The organism is Brevibacillus sp. 1238 (assembly GCF_029892995.1).
Lineage (GTDB): Bacteria > Bacillota > Bacilli > Brevibacillales > Brevibacillaceae > Brevibacillus > Brevibacillus parabrevis.
In genome coordinates this window covers 17843-39101 of record NZ_JARXWC010000016.1, presented here as the reverse complement: position 1 = coordinate 39101, position 21259 = coordinate 17843, and the positions used below count along the sequence as shown (strand labels likewise).

Annotated in this window: 19 protein-coding genes; 18 read left to right on the top strand and 1 reads right to left on the bottom strand. The window is 50.9% G+C overall.

What is annotated here, in order from left to right:
- The 5 genes from spoVT (at position 1) to M2298_RS24835 (ending at position 6439) form a co-directional block, all read left to right on the top strand.
- Positions 1–543, top strand: coding sequence for a stage V sporulation protein T (spoVT, locus tag M2298_RS24855; RefSeq protein ID WP_092274966.1), 543 nt, complete (start codon positions 1–3; stop codon positions 541–543).
- Positions 544–700: 157 nt separating this feature from the next.
- Positions 701–2335, top strand: coding sequence for a putative polysaccharide biosynthesis protein (locus M2298_RS24850; RefSeq protein ID WP_122966025.1), 1635 nt, complete (start codon positions 701–703; stop codon positions 2333–2335).
- Positions 2336–2368: 33 nt separating this feature from the next.
- Entirely contained in the window at positions 2369–3856 is a 1488-nt protein-coding gene (gene yabN, locus M2298_RS24845; RefSeq protein ID WP_122966024.1) for a bifunctional methyltransferase/pyrophosphohydrolase YabN, read from the top strand.
- A gap of 2 nt (positions 3857–3858) precedes the next feature.
- The gene (locus tag M2298_RS24840) at positions 3859–4152 is read left to right on the top strand and encodes an RNA-binding S4 domain-containing protein (protein WP_063230333.1); all 294 of its coding nucleotides are present in this window, start codon (positions 3859–3861) and stop codon (positions 4150–4152) included.
- A 106-nt stretch (positions 4153–4258) separates the two neighbouring features.
- Positions 4259–6439: a GDYXXLXY domain-containing protein gene (locus M2298_RS24835; RefSeq protein ID WP_229049786.1), complete on the top strand. Its 2181-nt coding sequence runs from the start codon at positions 4259–4261 to the stop codon at positions 6437–6439.
- A gap of 44 nt (positions 6440–6483) precedes the next feature.
- Here M2298_RS24835 and M2298_RS24830 read toward each other — a convergent pair whose 3' ends face one another.
- A complete protein-coding gene (locus tag M2298_RS24830) occupies positions 6484–7773 on the bottom strand; it encodes an MDR family MFS transporter (protein ID WP_280649213.1) in 1290 nt (429 codons plus the stop codon).
- A gap of 103 nt (positions 7774–7876) precedes the next feature.
- Here M2298_RS24830 and M2298_RS24825 point away from each other — a divergent pair, with 103 nt between their 5' ends.
- The 13 genes from M2298_RS24825 to hpt all read left to right on the top strand — a co-directional run bounded on the left by M2298_RS24825 (position 7877) and on the right by hpt (position 21224).
- Positions 7877–9682, top strand: coding sequence for an SgrR family transcriptional regulator (locus M2298_RS24825; RefSeq protein ID WP_280649212.1), 1806 nt, complete (start codon positions 7877–7879; stop codon positions 9680–9682).
- A 158-nt stretch (positions 9683–9840) separates the two neighbouring features.
- On the top strand, positions 9841–11868 hold the full coding sequence (locus M2298_RS24820; RefSeq protein ID WP_280649211.1) for a copper amine oxidase N-terminal domain-containing protein: 2028 nt from the start codon (positions 9841–9843) through the stop codon (positions 11866–11868).
- Between the two features lie 102 nt (positions 11869–11970).
- Entirely contained in the window at positions 11971–12255 is a 285-nt protein-coding gene (yabP, locus tag M2298_RS24815) for a sporulation protein YabP (RefSeq protein ID WP_063230335.1), read from the top strand.
- Positions 12252–12824: a spore cortex biosynthesis protein YabQ gene (yabQ, locus tag M2298_RS24810; RefSeq protein WP_173598016.1), complete on the top strand. Its 573-nt coding sequence runs from the start codon at positions 12252–12254 to the stop codon at positions 12822–12824. Before yabP ends, yabQ begins: the two co-directional genes overlap by 4 nt.
- A gap of 17 nt (positions 12825–12841) precedes the next feature.
- Entirely contained in the window at positions 12842–13150 is a 309-nt protein-coding gene (locus M2298_RS24805; protein ID WP_122966020.1) for an FtsB family cell division protein, read from the top strand.
- 43 nt (positions 13151–13193) lie between these two features.
- Positions 13194–13559, top strand: coding sequence for a S1 RNA-binding domain-containing protein (locus M2298_RS24800; protein ID WP_063230338.1), 366 nt, complete (start codon positions 13194–13196; stop codon positions 13557–13559).
- Positions 13560–13851: 292 nt separating this feature from the next.
- Positions 13852–16326, top strand: coding sequence for a stage II sporulation protein E (gene spoIIE / locus M2298_RS24795; RefSeq protein WP_122966019.1), 2475 nt, complete (start codon positions 13852–13854; stop codon positions 16324–16326).
- Between the two features lie 64 nt (positions 16327–16390).
- Positions 16391–17152 carry a vWA domain-containing protein gene (locus tag M2298_RS24790; RefSeq protein ID WP_280649210.1) on the top strand — a complete coding sequence of 254 codons (762 nt, stop codon included), beginning with the start codon at positions 16391–16393 and terminating at the stop codon, positions 17150–17152.
- Positions 17142–18068, top strand: a complete 927-nt coding sequence (locus tag M2298_RS24785) for a serine/threonine protein kinase (RefSeq protein WP_122966017.1) — start codon at positions 17142–17144, stop codon at positions 18066–18068. The genes M2298_RS24790 and M2298_RS24785 overlap by 11 nt, the downstream gene beginning before the upstream one ends.
- 15 nt (positions 18069–18083) lie before the next feature.
- Complete coding sequence (locus M2298_RS24780) at positions 18084–18830, top strand: threonine/serine exporter family protein (RefSeq protein WP_122966016.1); 747 nt, start codon at positions 18084–18086, stop codon at positions 18828–18830.
- Between the two features lie 6 nt (positions 18831–18836).
- Positions 18837–19289, top strand: coding sequence for a threonine/serine exporter family protein (locus tag M2298_RS24775; RefSeq protein ID WP_063230343.1), 453 nt, complete (start codon positions 18837–18839; stop codon positions 19287–19289).
- Positions 19261–20688: a tRNA lysidine(34) synthetase TilS gene (gene tilS, locus M2298_RS24770; protein WP_280649209.1), complete on the top strand. Its 1428-nt coding sequence runs from the start codon at positions 19261–19263 to the stop codon at positions 20686–20688. Before M2298_RS24775 ends, tilS begins: the two co-directional genes overlap by 29 nt.
- A complete protein-coding gene (hpt, locus tag M2298_RS24765) occupies positions 20685–21224 on the top strand; it encodes a hypoxanthine phosphoribosyltransferase (protein ID WP_063230345.1) in 540 nt (179 codons plus the stop codon). The genes tilS and hpt overlap by 4 nt, the downstream gene beginning before the upstream one ends.
- The last annotated feature ends 35 nt before the right edge of the window (positions 21225–21259 follow it).

The following is a 21259-nucleotide window of genomic DNA, read 5'->3' as shown; positions in this document are numbered from 1 at the left end:
ATGAAAGCAACTGGTATCGTTCGTCGAATTGACGACCTCGGTCGGGTCGTGATTCCTAAGGAGATTCGTCGTACACTGCGCATTCGTGAAGGCGACCCGCTTGAGATTTTTGTGGATCGTGACGGAGAAGTCATTCTCAAAAAGTATTCACCGATTGGAGAACTGGGTGATTTTGCAAAAGAATACGCTGACTCCCTGTACGAAAGCATGAATCATACGGTATTAATCTCAGACCGTGACAGTGTGATCGCTGTCGCTGGCGCATCGAAAAAAGAATATCTGGAAAAAGCGATTGGCAGCATTGTGGAGAAGTGTTTGGAGGAACGCAAGACACGACTGGAGAAAAACGCCGGTTCTTATGAAATTTGCCGCGACATGAGTGAAACGTACGGTTCCTTTGTCGTCGCTCCGATTGTAGCGGGAGGGGACCCGATCGGTTCTGTCATCCTGCTCAACAAAAATGAATCGACGAAGATGAGTGATTTGGAGATGAAGATGTCGGAAACAGCGGCCGGTTTCCTGGCAAAGCAAATGGAACAATAGCAAGAACAAAAACAGCCTCGGACAAAAGAGGCTGTTTTTTTGTCGTAAAAAAATCAGCTGATCCTGTTGCGTTCAGGGCTTGGCAGATTTTTTCTCGCCGATTTGCTTGTGGTATAATGGACGAAGTTTCTGGTTGGAGAGGAGAAATTTCACGCACATGGCTCAAGAAAAGGCATCTGTTCAATTTGTGAAAGGCGCCGCAATATTAGGGGTTGCCGGTCTTGTCTCCAAGCTGCTTGGCGCAGTATACCGCATTCCATACCAAAACATTGCCGGAGATATCGGCTTGTACGTATATATGCAAGTATACCCGCTGTATACCACGTTGTTGATCCTGGCGACGGCAGGCTTTCCTATCGCCATCTCCAAGATCGTCTCGGAGCGCGTCGCAATCGGCGATACGCTGGGAGCGCGAAGAGCGTTCCGTGTTGCCAGTATTGCGCTGGTCGTGCTCGGCTTGTTTTTCTTTATGCTGTTGTACACAGGAGCACCAGTCATTGCCCGGTTCATGGGGGATGAGCATTTGACGACTCCGCTGCGTGCTGTTGCCTGGTCCCTGCCGCTCGTGCCGATGGCAGCGATCTTGCGCGGGTATTTTCAAGGACATCAAAACATGATGCCAACAGGAGTATCACAAGTTATTGAGCAGTTGATTCGCGTTATTTTCATTTTGGTCGCCGCTTTCTGGGCGATGAACGTTTACCAGGATGCTTATCTTGCTGGTACCGGAGCGGTGTTTGCCGCATTTCCCGGCGGTATTGCCGCCATCCTCGTCTTGCTTTGGTACTGGAGAAGAGACAAGCAGGGCGCCCAACTGATTCCGGAAAGGACTCAGCAAGCAGGAGTGAGCGCCTGGACCAACCGTCAGGTGCTGCGCAGCCTGTTGATGTATGCGGTTCCGATTTGCATGGGGGCGCTTGTTTTGCCGCTCGTCCCGCTTGTTGATTCTGTTACCGTCGTGAACATGCTGCAAATCAGCGGGACCCCGGAAGATTTGGCCAAACTGGCAAAAGGGGCATTTGACCGCGGGCAACCGCTCATTCAGTTCGGTACATTTTTTGCCACCTCGCTGTCTTTGGCGCTTGTGCCTGCGATCAGCGAAGCAGTCGCCCAGCGTCAGCATCAAATGATTGCGAACCGTTCCGAAATCGCCATTCGCCTGACATTCTTGCTGGGACTCCCGGCATCGTTTGGGTTGGCCCTGCTTGCCGAGCCGATCAACGTCATGCTGTACGGCGATAAAAACGGAACCGAAGCGCTTGCGGTTCAATCCTTCACGATTATTTTTGCCACATTGAGCATTGCCAGCGCGGGCATTTTGCAAGGATTGGGGCGCGTCATGCGGCCTGCGCGCAACTTGTTTATCGGTGTGCTCGTCAAACTCATATTAAACCTTGCGCTCGTCCCTCTTTGGGGGATTTCCGGCGCGGCACTGTCTACGGTCATTGCCTATCTCGTAGCGATGGGGTTGAACGTGCTCGCTGTGAAAAAATATACAGGGGCGCAGATTGGATTGCGCCAAACAGTCAAAAAGCCGTTTTTGTCTGTCATCGTCATGTCAGTGGTTGTCCTGATTGTGGAATGGGGAGCAACGGCCTTGCTCGGGAAGGCAGGCATGTCTGAACGACTGTTCCAGACGCTGGTTGGACTGCTTGCCGTTGGTGCAGGGGCAGTAGTGTATGTGCTGGCGCTTTTGAAAACAGGCGGGCTTACGCGAAACGACATTCATTTCCTGCCAAAAGGAAAACGAATTGCTGCGCTGTTGACACGGTTCCAGCTTCTCCCCAAATAAAAGGCATGAGGTAGTCGAGTGGAGGCGAAACGATTGGATAAGAACAAAAATACGATTACGGTAGTGGGGCTGGGCGCAGGTGACCTCGATCAGCTTCCGTACGGGATTTATCGGACACTCAAACAGGCTGACCAGCTGTACTTAAGAACGAAAGAGCATCCGGTTGTCGCGCAGTTGGCAAGCGAAGGCGTCGCCCTGACCTCTTTTGACGAAGTGTACGAGCAGCACGACGGCTTCGCCGAGGTGTACGCGGACATCGTCGAACGGCTGTTGGGCAAAGTGCAGGAAGCAGGTCATATCGTGTACGCCGTTCCTGGTCATCCTTTGGTGGCGGAACGCACGGTTCAGTTGTTGCTTGAAGAAGGGCCGAATCGCGGCGTGCAGATTGAGATCGGCGGCGGGCAAAGCTTTATCGACCCCCTTTTCGCAAGACTGCACATCGACCCGATCGAGGGCTTTTCCTTGCTCGACGGGACGGCTCTCTCGGCGCATCAAGTGTCGCCAGGGCTGCACACGATTATCGCGCAAGTATACGATGCTTTCGTCGCATCGGATGTGAAGCTGACTTTGATGGAAGTGTTGCCGGATGATTACGTGGTAACGGTGGCTACAGCTGTCGGCGTAGCGGGCCAAGAGCGGATCGAGAGCGTTCCGCTGTACGAGCTGGACCGGGTCGAGCATTTCGGCAATTTGTCTTTGGTGTACGTGCCGCCAACTACAGACGACACCGTATCATACCGTCAGTTTTCTTATTTAAAAGAGATCGTCGCCATTTTGCGCAGTCCGGATGGCTGCCCGTGGGATCGCGAGCAGACGCATCAAAGCATTCGCAAAAATTTGATCGAAGAAACGTACGAGGTACTGGAAACGATTGATGACGAAGACCCGGATGCGATGTGCGAGGAGCTGGGTGATTTGTTGATGCAGATCATGCTGCATTCGCAAATCGCAGCGGAAGATGGATATTTTACCGTCGACGATGTGGTTGCGACTTTGAATGAGAAGCTGGTGCGCCGTCATCCGCACGTATTCGGAGAAAAGAGTGCCAATGATTCAGAGGAAGCGCTCGCGAACTGGCAAGAAATCAAGGCACAGGAAAAAGCGGCAAAAGGAATCGACGTGGCCGCCGCGTCCAAACTTTCCGGTATTCCGCGCGATCTGCCAGCACTGATGTACGCTTACAAGCTTCAGAAAAAAGCAGCGGAAGTCGGCTTCGACTGGGACGATATTGCAGATGTGTACAAAAAGGTAGAAGAGGAATACAACGAGCTGCGGGAAGCGTCCGCAGAAGAGCGCGCTGGCGAATTGGGCGATTTGCTCTTTGCCGTGGTCAATCTGGCTCGTTTCCTCAAAATTGATCCGGAAGAAGCGCTGGCACTGACAAACAACAAGTTCAAAAAGCGTTTTTCCTATATCGAAGGGAAGCTGCACGAAGCTGGCCGCACCTTTGAACAAACCGATTTGCAGGAAATGGACAAATGGTGGGAGGAAGCCAAACACCAGACAAAAGGGAGAGAGTAAGGATGAGACTGGATAAGTATTTGAAAGTATCCCGCCTGATCAAGCGCCGTACGCTGGCAAAAGAAGTGTGCGACAAAGCTCGGGTAGAAATCAACGATCGTCCGGCCAAAGCATCCAGCAACGTGAAAATTGGCGACAAGCTGGCGATCCGTTTCGGACAAAAGATCGTTTCCGTAAAAGTAGAAGACATCAAGGAAAATCCGCGCAAAGAAGAAGCAGCGTCGCTCTATACGGTCATTGGTGAAGTTCCCGTGCCACGTGACGAAAAAGAAGAGGACGCTTACTTGAAAGGGTAACGTGCCCAGGATTGCAACTTGGACTGCCATTACGGCAGTCTTTTTTTTGACAAGGCTGCTGGTGGCACAAAACCGCAGGACGTTTTTTCTGCAAAAGAAGGATATAATGGAAATACATGAAAGCAAATCAGAAGGGATGGTGGTGCAGATGGAACAAAGGGGAGTTCAGACGGGGTACTTCTTGGCCATTTCACTTTTGCTTTCAGCCCTGTTTTACTTTTTCGCCTCCAACTGGCCGATGCTGGACAGATGGGAGAAAATAGGTGTCAGTGTCACTGTATTGGTTCTTTTTTATCTCTCATCCTATGTCACGTCCGTGTTGTTGAAACGTCATGCTTTCCTCAGCAATTGGCTGCTGGTTGCCGGAGGTCTGGCATTTGGACTTTGTGTCGCTCTTTTAGGGCAGATTTACAACTCTCACGCCGATAGCTACATGCTGTTTGTCGTCTGGCTGATTCCTAACCTGCTCTTCGCGATTTTTACGCGCTACCAGCCTTTTTACGTGATCAGCTATGTTTTGGCGCATCTGGCCCTGATCTTTTTCCTCGAACCGACAGTCGTTCACGTATCGCGCGAGAGCGAATGGTGGTACATGATTTTCTGGCTGGTCGCACTTGGCAATATGGTGCTTTTTTGGCTGACGTCGACGCGAAAGCTGCCGTCTCAACCGATCTATTATTTGTCCTTTCTCGTCTTTTCCGTCAGCTTGTTCATCTCATCGTTTGTCGAAGTGTACGATGCATTGCCTGAAATTCTGTATCTTTTGGTCGGAGCCGTCCTGTTCGTAACCTTTTTGAAATGGCTGCCCAACCGCGGACTGCTGATTGCGACAGCTTCCATGCTGTCTTTGTTCCTGCTCGCGAAGTTTTTCTGGTATATGCTTGAGTATTACTCTGAGGGCTTTTTCCTCGTGGCGCTGTTGGCGGCTGCGGGTCTTGTCTGGGGGGCGGTCGTGGGCATCAACTGGCTGCGCAAGGAATCGGCGCACCAAAAAAGCAAGTGGGTGCAATTTTTCCAGGAAGCATTTACGGTGCTGGTAACGACGATTGCCGCATTCATTGGAGCCATCTCGCTGACCGGGCTGCTCGTTCTTGTATTCGATGACGAATCGGTGTTGTATTTTATCTTTTTCCTGTCGCTGCTCGGGTTTCTTGCCCCGGCTTTGTTGCTTCCGAAAATGAATGCAACGGTTCGTTATACATTGCTTACGATAGGCTATTTGCTCGGAATCGGCTCCTCGCTGTTTCTGGAAGGCTATTATTGGGTGGTCTTCCTCGCCGTTTTGCTCTACGTGTGGAAGGCGGCAGCTGGCATTCCCGCGCGGCTCTTGACCCAACTCGCCTTTCTGCTCGTGCTCTATTTCAAGCTTACGAACAACATGTTCATGCAGGATACGACGGTGCTTTTGATCCTGTTTGTGTTCCAAATGGGGATGTATTACGTCCGAAGCCTGCCCACCGTCTTGCGAAACAGCTCCCTCGTCTACGGCTTGCTGTCCTTGCTTGCGTTGACCGAGCTTCATTTTGAATCATTTGCCGTGAATTTGCTGATTCAAGCCGGGTTCTTTGTCTTCACGACTTATTTGCTTTATCAGACCTTGCACAGGAAGAGCAAAAGCGCTTTCGGCATCGTTCTCGCCTTCTGGTTTGCCTTTTTGCTGATGAAGTATTACGACCTGTTGTGGAGCTTGCTGCATAAATCGTTGAGTCTGCTGCTTTTGAGCATCGTCTTTTTCCTCGTCAGCTATTGGCTGGAGCGGCGCGTACAGTCAGACACGCCGATAATGTCGCCAGTCTTTGCGAAGCGGCCGCTAATTTTGCTGATGATTATGCTGCTTCAACTTGTTTTGGCAGGCTACCAGGTGTACAGCAGCGAGACGATTTTGTCCCAAGGAACCTCCGTCAAGCTGAAGCTGGCGCCAGTCGACCCACGCTCGCTGTTGCAAGGCGATTATGTGAGATTGAACTACGACATATCGACACTTGCAGACGAGGAGCTTCCTTCCGGGGAAAAAGTCCGTGTCGTATTACGGAAGCAAGAACAGAATGTGTACGGCTACAGCGGCTACTATGAAAAAGCAGGCGTCTGGAACAAGCCTTATACGGCTGATCCGTCCGATGTCGTCATCAATGGGAAAACAGTCGGATGGGGCCAGGTTGAGTACGGAATCGAGAGCTATTTTGTCCCTGAAGGAACAGGATTGGAAGTACAGGAAAATGCAAAGTTTGCGACGATCAGAGTCGGAGCCAAGGGCGATGCCTTGCTGGAGAGCCTGTCGTCGGAATAAAGATGAAGCATCTTGAAAAGAAACAGCAAGAAGCTGTCCGAGCATTATCGGGCAGCTTCTTTTGCATGGGTCATCGGGACATGAGTCTGCTCCAGTTGCGATACGACATGGCGGACGATCAACATGCCCGTAACCCCGAGCAGGAAAAACAGCAGCGCCATCAGATAGGAAGGGAAAATAGCCCCCAGCGTAATTCCAGCCGTTCCGATGATTCTGGCGCCCTGAAACACAAGGCCGTTCACTGCCATGTAGGAACTGCGGGCGTCATCGCGGACAATCCGGGCGAGAAAGGTTTGCCTGGTCGGAATGTGAATCAGCTCGCCCCAAGTGGCGATTAGCATAGCCGCCATCAGCAGGAAAAGGGAATTGCTGTACAGGATTACCGTATAGCCGACGATGTACAACAGCCCGCCAACGTACATGGCAGAAGCTTCTCGCGCATGGCGGATCAGCCTCGTGATAAAGAGGGAGAGCAAGACCACCAGGAGCGTATTTTCCAACTGAATGAGACTGAACATTTTCAGACCAGTCAGTTCAACGGCAAACCAATCGAAAAGCGAGATGCTTTGGGACGGGAACTCGTGGGATAGCCTTACAGCGACGTAGTTCGCAGTCTGGAACTCCAGGGAAAAGATAAACAGACCTCCCAGCGAGTACAGCAAAAAGCGACGATCCGTTATTACCTGCTTGTAGCTTTTTATGACATCCACGAGAACGTTTGCGCCTGCAAAAGGAGTTCGTTGCGCCCTGTCCTTTTGCGGAAAATACGATTCCTGCATGCGCACAGACATCATGTAGAGCGTGAACAAACTGACCAAGGTTAGGGCAATAAACAGCTCGAAGCGGTGCGTGGCAAACAGCAGTCCGCCGAGAACGGAGCCGATTGCAATCGACAAGTTGGAAGCCCAGTAATTGATGCTGTACATGAAGGTGCGATTTTCCGCGGTGCTCACATCAATCAGCATCGCATCGGCTGCTGGACTAATCAGCCCATTGCTCGCGCTTTGCAAGAGCATCATGGCAAAAGTGAGCCAAGCGGAATCGAGCCACGGTGAATTGGCAAGCGTCATGATCAGGAAAGCGGCACATTGGACCGATTGACCGTATACCATTACTTTTTTTCTGCCCCAGCGATCAGCCAGATAGCCCCCGTAAAAACCGAGCAAAATCTGAGTGAGCAACGTCAGACTTAACAAAAACCCTGTCAAAGCCAACCCCATTTTGGCAGAAAAGTAGATGGCCATGAACGGGAAAATCATATTTCCAACCAGTTTCGTCAGAAAGGAAGTCACGATGCGAATGCGGATATTCGGGTGTAGTTCAAACAAACTCATGTGCAGACCACCTCTCCTTTTTCTTGACTAAATTGTAGCTGTTAAAAGGAGAAGAAAAAGAGTAAGATCGCAGTAATGATTTCACCTTTTAGGATGGATGAACATGAAAAGTCATGAACACTTTACGCAAATGTTGCTCGGTTTTTCCGCTTGGGAGCCGGGGGCAGAGCTGACGGTCGGAATTACGGAATTAGCGGAGCTGCTTTGTTGCACACCGCGCAATGTGAAACTGATTTTACGCAAATGGGAGAGGGAAGGGCTGCTGAGATGGCAGCCGGGCGTGGGCAGAGGCAACCATTCTAGGCTGACGATTCTTTGCGATGTCAGCCAGTTTTTGACCGATTCTTTCCACGAGCTGCTTTCACAAGGAAACGTTCGGGAGGCGGTGGAGCTTTTACAGCATAAAAGCTTGCCCGTAAATGTCCGGCGCTGCTTGCAGGAAGTGTGGGACGCTCAATTTGGCTTTGTCGCAGAGGAAGGCGAGAGCAGACGCCAGGATGTTCTGCGCATTCCGCGGGAGCGCGTGCTTTCAACTCTTGATCCGGCATTTGTTGCTGTATCGGCGGAGAGTCACTTTATTCAACAAATTTGCCATACACTCATTATTTTCAATCCTGCTTCCCAGTCCTTTCAGCCTCAACTAGCCTACGCCTGGGAAAGCGATCAGGAGAAGCGGACCTGGACGTTTTATTTGCGCAAAGGCGTGCGGTTTCACCATGGGCGCGTGCTTACGGGAAAAGATGTCGCCTATACGATTCAGCGCCTCGTCGACCTCGACTCGCCTTATCGCTGGCAGGTCGAGGACATCGTGAGCATCGAGCACCCTGACGATTGCACGGTCATCTTTCATTTGCGGGAGCCGAACGGATTTTTCCTGCATTATGCCGCGTCTATCGCACTGTCGGTTTTGCCGCATGATGTGCCGTTTTCCGAGCGTGCGATAGTAGGAACGGGGCCGTTTCGCATGCTGGAATTTACCGAGGACAAGCTGGTGCTTGGCGCTTTCGAAGACTATTACCGGGAGAGAGCGATATTGGATCGGGTAGAAATTTGGCGGGTATCGGGCGCGGAACAGACGAAGATGCGGTACCAGTTGCCGGAGCAGGCAGAGCAGACAGTGTCGTCCTCAACAGTTTTGCAAGGCGATGGCGATGGCGGCAACAACATCGAGTTTCAAGAGATCGGTTGTTATTACTTGAGCTTCAACTTTAACAAACCAGGCATTCAGCATGACTTCTATTTTCGGCAGGCAATCAAGCATCTGCTCGATCCCGTTCAGATGATCGAAAAGCTGAGAACACAAAACCGATCTCCCGCAGGCAGCTTCCTCCCATCCCGAAGCCAGCAAATGACTTTTCAATCATCAACGATAGAAGAGGCGGCAGCTTGTTTGCAAAAAAGCGCCTACCAGGGAGAGGCGGTTGTTCTTTTGTACGGGGAAGGAAAACAATATGGCGAGGAGGCGGAATGGCTGCGGCAAAGATGTGAGCAAATCGGTATCCGGCTTGAAGCGAGGAGCGCGACGAAAGCCGAGACGTTGTCCGACTTTGCTGAAAAACACGCGGATATGTGCATGATGGGAGAAGTGCTGCAACGCGATATTGAGCTGGGCTTGATTGAAATCTACAAAAATAAATGCACGATGGTGTACCGTTTCCTCGATGACAAAAAGCGGGAGATTGTGAACAGGCAATTGGCTGGGGTGTTCGGTTTGGAACAGCAGGAGGAGCGCCTGGAAGCTTTGGCACGCATCGAGGACATGCTGAGAGATGAGTTGTGGATTTTATTTATTCACCATGCAAGGCGCATTGACCGCTATCATCCGGCTCTGCAAGGGATCACGCTGGATTCTTTTGGCTGGATTGATTTTTCAAAACTGTGGGTTAAGTCATTCGTTACCAGTCTGTAACCCTTTCTTGCCTTACTTTTCCTATCATAGAAGGAATTGCAGCGCAGGGTTTGATTTTGTGCTGCAGGCCGCTTGCGGTCACATCCATATTGGAAAAACGGCGAGCGAATCGCCACCCCGTTCGGGGAAGTTTTTCAGAGGAGAAGGAGGCGTTACCGTTGAACAAAAGCGCGAAGAAAGGGATCTCTGTCCTGCTGGCGACTACGGTGCTAACAAGTCCGTTTGTGATGGAGCCAAAAGCTGCTCAAGCTCTTTCCATCGAAGAGGTTTCAGCAGATGATACAGGTGCGGAAGAAGAAACGGAATATACGATTGAGTTTGAAATCGACAAGGAACTGAAATCAGGCGACACGATCTACGTTCGGTTCCCTTCTGACTATTCCGTAGACAAAAAGCTGAAAAAATCCGACGTTTCGGTTAAGGATGACGGCGACAAGGTTACGATTGACAGCGTATCTGTAAGTAAAAACGTGGTGGAAATCGAAATCGGGGATCGCATTAAAAAAGGCTCCGTAGTGACTGTGGAAATCGATAACATCACCAACCCCGATGATAAGGGCAGCTATTCCATAGAGGTCAAAACAAGCAGCGAAAGTACCTATAAAAGCAAAAAAATCTCGATTGGCAAGTCCTCTTCCAGCAGCAGTAGCAGCAAAGGGGATTTCGAAGCTTCTCACAGCAACAAAAATGCAGAAGAAAGCATTTCGCTGACGCTCGGCAAATTCACTCTGGCTTCCAAAAGCAAGCTCAAAGAGGGCAAATACATTTATGTAGACTTCCCAACGAGAGACATGCTGCCGAAAAGCATCAGCAAGTCCGATGTAAAGGTCAACGGTTACAAGGCTGATTACGTGACGATAATCGACAGCGATACCGTGCGAATCGAAGTGCCGAGCGGTGCTGACGGAGACAACTATATCAAACTGGAGTTCAGCTCATCGGCAGGCATTGTGAATCCGTCCGATCCTGGCAAGTCCTACTATTACACATTGGAGTACGACAGTAAAAAGTACAAATCCAAGGACGTGGAAATCTCAGGCGCCAGCAGCACGCCTTTCTCTGTTTCCTTGTCTGATAGCTCCGTGGGAGCGAGAAGCAGCTATACGCTTGATTTCGATTTGTCCAGCAAGCTGTACAGCAATTCAGATATTCAGGTCGAGTTCCCTGAGTGGGGAATGGTGCCGCCTGTTCTCTCCAGCTCCAATGTGACCGTCAACGGCGATCAGGTGACGGGACTTAGCGTGAACGGGAACAAGGTGTCATTTCGCACGCCCAGCGGCTTTTCCAGCTCGAATCGCCTGAGTGTCAAATTCGCGTACGACGGCTATCTGGTCAACCCGAAATCCGCAGGGAGCTACACGATTACGGCAAAAGTCGATAACAAAACATACAAGTCCAAAGATTTTCAAATTAGCGGCGTAGTTGCCCCTGTTCCTGTAGACAACACGCAGGCTACGATCGGGCTTACCAGAGCTACCGCATCGACTCCGGTCGGATTGCAGATTGGCATCAAAGCACTGGGCGCTCCGATTGTCCGCAGCCAGGGCTTTATTGAAGTGGTTCTTCCTGTCGGCTTCAAGGTGCCAGCTTATGTGCCAACAAATACAGTAACCGTGAACGGCGTGGCAGCCAATTACGTAGGCGCGCGCGGACAAAATCTGATCATCGTGCCTTCCACAGACATCCCGGCGCGTGCTGCGGTGCAAGTCAACGTGGCTGAAACGGCGGGGATTGTAAATCCGGGTACGCCGGGCGTCTACAGCATCGGCGTCTATACCTCTGAAGAGAAGGGCTTGCTGTTCGCCCGTCCTGCCAATGTAGTGGCTCTGAACGGTGTGAGCTTCAAGGCGAACGTCGCGACCTTCACGAAAGCAGGCAAAACGACAAAACTGGCCGTTGCTCCGTATACAGTAAACGGCAACACGCTCATGCCGACTACATTTTTCCGCGATGCTCTCGGCTTCTCGGTCAGCTACACGAAAACGACAGCAAAAGTCGTCAGCGGCAACACGGTGATGCAGTTCAAGGTCGGCTCCAACATCGTGAACGTCAACGGACAAAACGTTACCTTGCCGGCAGCGGTTCAGTTGAAAAACAACATTCCTACCTTGCCGCTCAAGACGATTGCCGATCGTACCGGCTACAAAATCATTTATGTGAACGGCAACTATACCGTGTACAAATAAGAGTGGCAAAGCAACCCCGCAGGTCAGCGGGGTTTTTTTGTTCTAAAAGGACATCCCCCTCCATACGATGGTACAAGAAGGGTACGTTAGGGGGGAGTAATCATGAACGACCACACGAAGCGGCCGCGCCACGAAATCGTGATGATCAATCGACGCAGTTTGGCGATTTCGGGAGTAAAAAACGTCGAAAGCTTTGACAGTGAAGAATTCCTCTTGGAAACGGACGGCGGCTTTTTAACCATACGAGGCCAAAACCTGCATATGAAAAATTTGAGTCTGGAAACCGGAGAAGTGGCGATCGAGGGCCTGGTTCACGAAATGGCGTATCTGGAACAAGGTCAGGCCGGAGATCGGTCGAGAGGATTCTTCGGCAAGTTGTTCAAGTGAACATCATCCTTCAGTTGCAGACGGTTTTGGCCATGTCGACGTGCGGGGCTCTTATGGGAATGGGATTTGATACGTATCATGTGTTCAAAGGGAAGAGCAGGATGCCGCTCTGGCTGGTCTTCTTCTTTGATGTCCTGTTTTGGGTTGGCAGTATGGGAGCCGTTTTCTGGATTTTAGTAAAAGTAAACGACGGGATAATTCGTTTTCCCATCTTTTTTGGAATGATTTTCGGTGCGTGGCTGTATTTTTTATTAGGAAGTAAGAAGTATATCCTTTTTTTAAACCGCATGATAAAATTTTGTCAGTGGTTATACCGAACGGTCATACAAATTATTGATACCCTGGTTGTACGTCCCGTGCTCTTTATTTACCGAGTGATCCTGATGGTGCTGGCATTTTTTTATTCCATGTTGCTCATGATCCTCGGCTTTTTGTGGAAAGTGACACGTTTTGTCATCTCTCCTTTTGCCAAATGGGGTCAACATTTGGGGAAAAAAATGTTCGGAAAAACAACAGGAATCTGGACCAATTGGAAGAATTGGTTTCACTCAAAGAGAAAGCGGGAGTAATCCGAGGTGGCGAAATGATGAAACAGGCAACGACCTCTCCAACCAATCGAAAAGGACAAAGACGAAGAATGCGGCTCTTTTTCTTTTTTATCCTGTGCTTTTTCGTCTGGACTGGCTATACACTCTACTTGCAGAGCGGAGTGTTGGCTGAAAAGAGCAGCGAACTGGAAGCACTCAAGCAGGAATCGGTTGTCTTGAAGCAAAAGGAAGAGGAACTGACGTATGAGGCAAGCCGCTTGAACGACCAGGAATATTTGGCCGAGCTGGCGCGCAAACGAATTTACTACACCAAGCAGGGCGAGAGCATTTACGTGATTCCGGAATAAGCTCACAGTGTGATCTTCTAGGAGAGGGAGGCTTTCCACGTACATGGGAGTCGAGATCGGGAGCAAACTGGAAGGAAAAGTCACTGGCATCACGAAATTTGGCGCGTTTGTAGAGTTGCCTGGAAATGTGACCGGACTGGTGCATATCAGTGAAGTTGCCGACGTATATGTGAAAGATATTCACCAGTTTTTGAAAATCGGCGATATCGTAACGGTAAAAGTCCTCAGTGTGAAGGAAGGCAAGATCGGGCTGTCTATCAAAAAGGCGCAGGAAAAAGAGCGCCAGCCCCGCCAACAGCGGGAACGCACAGAAGGCTTTGAAGATAAGCTCAATCGCTTCCTCAAAGAAAGCGAAGACCGCCAGTCCTCTCTGAAAAAGAGCGGAGATAAAAAGGGACGTGGTCGGTGAATATTGATCGGAAAATTATGACTTTTCTTTCTTTGTTAAAAGCACAGTTTGACAGAAAAAAGAGGAAGGTCATTTTGAAGTAGTGACGAATAAGGTATCGTAAGCCCGTTTCGCAAAGCGCGAATCACCTGTCAGCCGACGTTATCCGCCATAACGTCGGTTTTTTTTGTCCAAATTCGCAGGTTTATTTGTCGCACGATTCTGTGAATATTCGCTGGTTTTTTGACAAATTTTACAATACCACCTCCGTATAATGGAGAAACACATTGAACAAGAACGGGGTGGAGCTAAAATGATCGCAAACAAAAATGTGACCCAAGCTGGGCAAGCATGGGCGCGCCAAGTGTCAGAACGAATGGATACGACCGCACGAACATGGGGAGACAAAGTCGCTGATGCCGTACGCAGATGGAATGTGCTTCCACTTTTGATGGGGTTTTTGCTCGGGCGGGCCTTGATCTTGGAAGAGCTGACGCCTTTTGCTATACCGTATTTTATCGTCATGTTCTATATTCGCAGAGACTGCCTGCTCGTTACCGGATTGGCGCTGATTCTCGGGGCTTTTACCCAATCGGTGCCGATCGGGCTACAGACGATCCTCAGCATCGTCCTCGCTCTGTTTACATGCAAAATGATGGAGCGGCTGCGGCGCAAAGATTTTTCGCGCACTCCGCTGCTCGTGGTCGTCACGATCTTTGTCAGTCGGCTCTTGTACGCGGTGCTTACCAATCAGGTAAATACGTACGAGCTGATCATGGTGGCTGTAGAAGCTGTACTCGGCTTCGTGCTAACGCTCATCTTCATCCAGTCGCTTTCGATCATTCATTTGGCCAAGCCCTATGAGCCGCTGAAAAACGAGGAAATCGTGTCGCTCGTCATCCTGCTCGCCTCTGTGATGACAGGTACAGTGGACTGGATGGTCGAAGGCATCTCGATGGAACACGTACTCTCTCGCTATTTGCTGCTCGTCTTCGCCTTCGTCGGCGGTGGAACCGTTGGTGCAGCGGTTGGCGTCGTAACTGGTCTTATCCTCAGTTTGGCAAATGTAAGTGCCCTTCTGCAAATCAATTTGCTGGCCTTTTCAGGTCTTTTGGCAGGACTGCTGAAAGAAGGCGGAAAAGTAGGCGTTTCCGCAGGTCTGCTGATCGGAACAGCGATCCTGGCTATTTACGGCGGGGCGGAAGAGACGCTTTACTACTCCTTGATTGAAACTTCCCTGGCGATTGTCTGCTTCATTCTCACCCCTGCTGTACTTTGGAAAAAAGTAGCCAGATTTATTCCGGGTACCCCCGAAAATTTGCAATCTCATCAGGAATATATGCGCAGAGTCCGCGATGTGACGGCGGGCAAAATTCAACAGTTCTCCGATTTGTTTACCCAATTGTCCCGCAGCTTTGCCCAAACCGCAGATCAGGAGGAGATCGAGGAACAAGCCGATGCCTTTCTCAGCCGGGTGTCCGAATTTACGTGCCAAAAGTGCTGGAAAAAAGAACAATGCTGGGAAAAGGACACGCAAGCTACGTATCAAGGCATGCGCTACCTGATGGAAAAAGTGTACGAAAATGGCACGCTCGCGGGTGTCACTCCGCCACGCGACTGGGAGCGAAAGTGCGTCAAGACAGAAAAGGTGATGACGGTCATGGAACAAGAGTACGACCGTCAGCAAGCTTTTGACCAGTTGAAAAAACAGGTGAAGGAGAGCCGCAAGTTGGTAGCTGACCAACTGTCGGGAGTTTCCCGGGTCATGAGCGATTTTGCCCGCGAAATTCAGCGGGAAGGCATGGAGCTGTCTTTTCAGGAAAAGCAAGTTTCCAAAGCGCTGGAAGGATTGGGGCTATCGGTTCGCCGGGTCGAAATTCACAGCCTGGAAGAAGGCAAGGTCGATATCGAAATCAGTCAGCCGACTTGCTTTGGACATGATGAATGCGGGAAAATCGTCGCTCCGATGCTGACGGAAATTTTGGGCGAGAACATCGTGGTTCGCGAGCGTCAATGCGAAGCGCAAAAAGACGGCTCTTGCACGATGTGCCTTGCCTCCGCCAAAACGTTTGAAATCGAAATCGGCGTCGCTGGCGCAGCGAAAGATGGCAAGCTCTTGTCTGGAGACAGCTTCCGCACGATGGATTTGGGCAATGGCAAAATGGCGCTGGCGATCAGCGACGGCATGGGCAATGGGGAACGGGCTTTTCTGGAAAGCCAGTCTGCCCTCGACATGCTCCAGCAGCTGCTTCGCTCCGGCATGGACGAAAAAATTTCGATCAAGACCGTCAATTCTATCCTGGCCTTGCGCTCTACAGATGAAATGTTCGCCACCGTTGATCTGGCGTTGATTGACTTGCAGACGGCGCATACCCGGTTTATCAAAATCGGTTCGACACCGAGCTTCGTCAAACGAAAAAACGACGTCATCACGATTACAGCCAACAACTTGCCCGTGGGCATTTTGGAAGAAATCGAGGTCGATGTCGTGTCGAGAATGCTCAAGCCAGGCGATCTTTTGGTCATGATGTCCGATGGCATCTACGAGGCTCCCCGCCATATCGAAAACAGGCAGGCGTGGATGAAGCGGATCATCAGCGAGCTGGAAACAGATGATCCGCAAGAAGTAGCCGACCTGCTCCTGGAAAAAGTCATTCGTCAGCATTCCGGGAAAATCGTGGATGACATGACGGTACTCGTGGCGCGGATTGATCGGTTCGTTCCGCAATGGTCAGCGATCCAGGTACACGGGATGGAGAAGCTGGAACGGCCGCGGATTGTAAGCTAGGAGTATGTTTTCCCATCAGCGCGGCGATACTGTTGCTAAAACAGGCTGAATGGGGAGATTATTTGTGAAAGAAGCGACACTTCGTCAAATTCTCGTAGTAACAGACGGCTGCTCCAATTCGGGAATAAGCCCGGTTGCCGCAGCAGCACTGGCGCGTGAGCAAGGAATCACGGTCAACGTGATCGGAGTCATTGACAAAAGCGAGCTTGGCGAAAAAGGGGAGCGGGAAATCCGCGATATCGCCGAGGCGGGAGGAGGGCTTTGCGATATCGTCTATCCGCAGCAATTGGCGCAAACAGTCCAAATGTTGACGCGCAAGGCGATGACAAGAACCATCCATCAAGTGGTCAATAAAGAATTGAAAGAGATTTTGGGCGATTCCGGAATAGATGAACTGGCCCCGGACAAACGCGTTCAAGTAGCAGGCATGGTCGACGATCTGGGCGAAAAAAGCAGTCTGAATGTCGTGATGCTTGTCGATACATCCGGCAGTATGAAGCCAAAACTGTCTGCCGTTCAGCAAGCGATCCACGATTTTAGCATTAGCTTGCACTCCCGAAGTGGACAAAGCAGAATGGCTGTCGGCTCATTTCCTGGGAAACAAAAGCATTTGGATATACGCATTCCTTGGACAGAAAAAGTACAGCAGGCTCATCAGTTGACCAGTGATCTGGCAATGAGCGGCATTACGCCGACCGGGCCTGCGATCGTTGAAGCGATTGCTTTGTTTGAGCAGGATAAACTCCCAAGCACGCTGAAAGGTCGCTATACAGACGAAGAAGAAAACGACGACATGAACGGAAGTCTGCGCGACCATGTCTTCTAAGGCAGCTACTCCAGATCTGCCCAAGTATTTTCAGGGCAAGTGGAATCGGAAGTCGTACCACGTTCTGCGGGAGTTGGGGCGTGGTGCGAACGGAACCGTTTACCTCGTCTCCCAGGACGGTGTGCGCCGTGCTGTCAAGGTAGGCGTGGAAGGTATGGACATTTTAATGGAAGTGAACGTGTTGAAAAGCGTACAACAGGGGCGGGATTCCAAAGTGGGACCGCTCCTCTGTGATGTCGACGACCTGGTCGTCAACGGAAAAGCGTGTACGTTTTACGCCATGGAGTATCTGGAAGGCGAACAGTTGGATCGCTATATCCAGCAGGCAGGGACGGAATGGGTGCCTGTCCTGATCGTGCAGCTGTTAGCCCGGCTCGATGTGCTGCACAAGCACGGCTACACGTTCGGTGATTTGAAACCGGAGAACATCATGGTGAGCCAGACGGACAAAACCGTCCGGTTGATTGATTTTGGCGGTGTTACCAAGCAAGGAAGTGCCGTTCGCCAATTCACGGAAGAGTACGATCGCGCCTTTTGGCATGCCGGCGATCGAAAGGCCGACACAGGCTACGACCTGTTCTGCGCAGCTGTGATCATGGTGCGTTTGACCGTTGGAAAAGAGTTGTGGAAAAGCAGCCTTAGTGAACCGCGTCATACGGGTTTGCTCTGTGATATAATACGGAAAAGTGACAGCCTGTACCCTTACCGAGTGCCTTTGTTAAAGGCTTTTCACGGGAAGTTTGCCTCGGCGGGCGAGATGAGAGCGGAGCTTTTGACAGTCCTGCGGGAGCGCACTGTCGCGCAGCCGCGAAAAAAGGCGCCGAAGCCAGGCAAAGTCGGGGGAGGCATAAGCGGCTTGTTTGTCGCCTCTTTGCTGCTATTGGCTGGAACTTTGTATTATGCATGGTTCATGTGAAGGATGTGACGGTTTGTGTCCTCGGATTTGGTGATGGATACTTGCTTGTTGGCAGGCTCAATCATATTGAAAAATGGTGGTGAAACATACAGGACGGAAGAGACGATGGCTTTGATTGCCGTGGCTGCGGGGATGGATGACGTCAACAGCTCGGCTACACCTACGAGCATCATTTTGTCTTTTCGGTGTAGCGGGCTGGATCATACCCGCATGGTCCGAACGCCAAAGCGAACCACCAATTTGAATAAAATCACACTTGTAAACGACGTATCCCGGCGCTTTGTCAGCGGGAAGATCACCTTGGAGCAAGCGTATCGAAGGCTGCGTGAAATCGACCAGGAAAAGCCGATTTATCCGAAGTGGATGCAGCATATGGCAGCAGCCATCGCCAGCGGCTCCTTTGCCATGCTTGCCGGAGGTACATGGTTTGATCTCGTCCCGTCGGCGCTGGCTGGACTGATCGTCAATCTGAGCCTCGAATATTTGGAACAGTTTGTTCGAATGAAGTTTTTTACCGAATTTACGGCTGCTTTGCTGGGCGGGCTGTTTGCCTTGCTGGCTGTAGCCCTTTTCCCACAGCTGCACATTAGCATCATCATTATCGGTGCCATGCTTCCATTGTTCCCAGGGATTGCGATCACCAACTCGCTGCGGGATTTGTTGGCAGGTGATCTGGTTGCGGGTGTTTCCCGGGGAGTCGAGGCCATGTTGACGGCCGTCTCCGTAGCGGTAGCCACAGCGATTATTCTCTGGTTGAGGTGAGTAAGTATGTTTGTTCAAGGTTTGGCGCTGAGCTTCTTCTCATCAATGGCGTGGTGCGTGCTGTTTAACGTCCCGGTTCGCACGATTTTGGCCGGTGGCTTGGCCGGGATGGTCGGGTTTTGCGTGTTTTCGCTTTTGCCGATCTGGGGGGCGGAAGTGCTGCTGTCGACATTTGTTTCCGCAGCGATCGTCTCGTTGCTCAGCCAGTTTTTATCGATTTTGCTCCGTGTTCCCTCGACCAACTTTAGCGTCGCGGGCATTATTCCGCTCGTTCCCGGTTCGCTGGCCTACAAATCCATGCTGGCTTTCGTGAACAACAACTACGTGGAGGGAATCACGCTGGCTACCAAGACGTTGATGGTGGCTGGGGCGATTGCATCCGGACTTATTTTTGGTATTTCCGTCGTGACGATTTGGAAAGGAGCCCGTTATGCTGGAAAGCGTACGCAACGAGATTGAGGCTCTAAGGCTCCTTCTCCCCGGAGAAACGGTTATCGTCGGAATCTCCGGCGGCAATGATTCTACAGCTCTTTTGCATATATTGGCTTCTCTAAATCAACACTATCAATACGGCTGGAAGCTGCATGCCGTTCATTTGAATCACGGCTTCCGCGGAGAGGAGGCCAGGCTGGATGCACAGTACGCAGAAGCGTTGTGCAGCGAGCTTGGCGTGTCTTTTCACCTGTTTGAGTACGATGTCCCTTCCTATATGAAAAAGACGGGGAAGGGGGGCCAGGAGGCAAGCCGCGAGCTTCGCTACCGCTTTTATCGCGAAGTAGGCATTGCTCATCAGGCAACCAAGCTGGCATTGGCGCATCATGCCGATGACCAGGTGGAGACGATTTTGTTCCGTCTCGTGCGCGGCAGCAGGTTGCAAGGACTGGCTGGCATGCCGCAGCGTCGCATGCTGGAAGATACCGGGATTGAATTGGTGCGTCCGCTGTTGCATAAAACGCGTCAGGAACTGGAAGCCTATTGCCAGGAAAATGGTCTTGCTCCACGAGAGGACAGCAGCAATCGTTCGCGCAAGTACAAGCGCAATTTGCTGCGTCTGGATGTGATGCCGCTCTTGGCTCAGGTAAACGAGAAGTACCGCGAGCATATTCTTGATTTGGCAGGCGCGGTTTCGCAGGATGAGGCGTTTTTGACCAGGCTGGCTCGCGAGCGTCTGGACGAGGCTGTGATCGAAAAGAAACAGGAAGCATTTGTCATTGACAAAGACAAGTTTCAAACTTGTGACGTTGCTTTACAAAGGAGAATGATTACTCTAATATTAAGTTATCTCTCAAAACATACCGAATGGTCTTCGCAGCATGTGGAGACCGTTTTGCACATGCTAGGGGGAAGTCGCCCTTCTGCGGAAGTTCATTTGCCCGACAAACTGGTCGTAAGCCGGATGTACGGACGAATCCTTTTTAGTCGTAGAAAGCGGCAAGACAGCATACATACCTATAGTTACGAACTCGCAGTTCCAGGGGTGACCCGGATCGACGAGAGCAATGCCACGGTACATATTTCATACCTTGAAAGTCCCATGGATTGGGGACGACTCCCTGAGAACGAGGCGGTTTTCGACGCCGATCAGCTCCCGGGAGCGCTTTATTTGCGCAACCGGAGATCAGGAGATCGTCTCACCCTGTTTGGCTCTGCAACTGGAAAGAAGCTGAAGGATCTACTAATTGATGCCAAATTTCCGCGAGCATGGCGGGACAAACTTCCGCTTTTGACGGCGGGCGATGAGGTGATTTTGGTACCAGGTGTGCGCCGTTCCGCCGTAGCGCCTGTAAATGGACAGACCAGGCGTTTTCTACACGTGCGGGTTGAGTTTGGAGAAGATTGGCGGGAGGTTTTTTCATGAATCAAGACATCGAGAAGATTTTGCTATCAGAAGAAGATATTGCAGGAAAGGTAAAGGAGCTGGGCGAAACACTGGCTGCCGAATATCAGGGCAAAAATCCGTTGGTGATTTGCGTACTGAAAGGCGCGGTTGTTTTCATGGCTGACCTGATCCGTCACATGAACATTCCATGCGAAATGGACTTCATGGCGGTTTCCAGCTATGGCAGCGGAACAGAGTCATCCGGCATGGTGAAAATCCTCAAGGACCTCGATACTTCCGTGCAAAACAGACACGTGCTGGTAGTAGAAGACATCATGGATAGCGGACTGACATTGAGCCGACTGGTAGAGCTGCTTCGCCATCGCGAAGCTGCCTCTGTGAAAGTGGTCACACTTCTCAACAAGCCAGAGCGTCGCAAGGTGGATATTTCACCGGATTACAGCGGTTACGATATTCCTGACGAATTTGTTGTTGGATACGGCTTGGACTATGCCGAGCACTATCGTAATTTGCCGTATATCGGGGTGTTGAAACCTGAAGTCTACACGAAGTAGCTTTGTTGTGGAGACCCTGCAAAATATGATAAAAT

Excerpts from the sequence above, each read along its gene's own strand:
- spoVT (WP_092274966.1), top strand. The coding sequence starts at position 1 with ATGAAAGCAACTGGTATCGTTCGTCGAATTGACGACCTCGGTCGGGTC.
- M2298_RS24850 (WP_122966025.1), top strand. The coding sequence starts at position 701 with ATGGCTCAAGAAAAGGCATCTGTTCAATTTGTGAAAGGCGCCGCAATA.
- M2298_RS24840 (WP_063230333.1), top strand. The coding sequence starts at position 3,859 with ATGAGACTGGATAAGTATTTGAAAGTATCCCGCCTGATCAAGCGCCGT.
- M2298_RS24835 (WP_229049786.1), top strand. The coding sequence starts at position 4,259 with ATGGAAATACATGAAAGCAAATCAGAAGGGATGGTGGTGCAGATGGAA.
- M2298_RS24830 (WP_280649213.1), bottom strand. The coding sequence starts at position 7,773 with ATGAGTTTGTTTGAACTACACCCGAATATCCGCATTCGCATCGTGACT.
- M2298_RS24825 (WP_280649212.1), top strand. The coding sequence starts at position 7,877 with ATGAAAAGTCATGAACACTTTACGCAAATGTTGCTCGGTTTTTCCGCT.
- yabP (WP_063230335.1), top strand. The coding sequence starts at position 11,971 with ATGAACGACCACACGAAGCGGCCGCGCCACGAAATCGTGATGATCAAT.
- M2298_RS24805 (WP_122966020.1), top strand. The coding sequence starts at position 12,842 with ATGAAACAGGCAACGACCTCTCCAACCAATCGAAAAGGACAAAGACGA.
- M2298_RS24800 (WP_063230338.1), top strand. The coding sequence starts at position 13,194 with ATGGGAGTCGAGATCGGGAGCAAACTGGAAGGAAAAGTCACTGGCATC.
- spoIIE (WP_122966019.1), top strand. The coding sequence starts at position 13,852 with ATGATCGCAAACAAAAATGTGACCCAAGCTGGGCAAGCATGGGCGCGC.
- M2298_RS24785 (WP_122966017.1), top strand. The coding sequence starts at position 17,142 with ATGTCTTCTAAGGCAGCTACTCCAGATCTGCCCAAGTATTTTCAGGGC.
- M2298_RS24775 (WP_063230343.1), top strand. The coding sequence starts at position 18,837 with ATGTTTGTTCAAGGTTTGGCGCTGAGCTTCTTCTCATCAATGGCGTGG.
- tilS (WP_280649209.1), top strand. The coding sequence starts at position 19,261 with ATGCTGGAAAGCGTACGCAACGAGATTGAGGCTCTAAGGCTCCTTCTC.
- hpt (WP_063230345.1), top strand. The coding sequence starts at position 20,685 with ATGAATCAAGACATCGAGAAGATTTTGCTATCAGAAGAAGATATTGCA.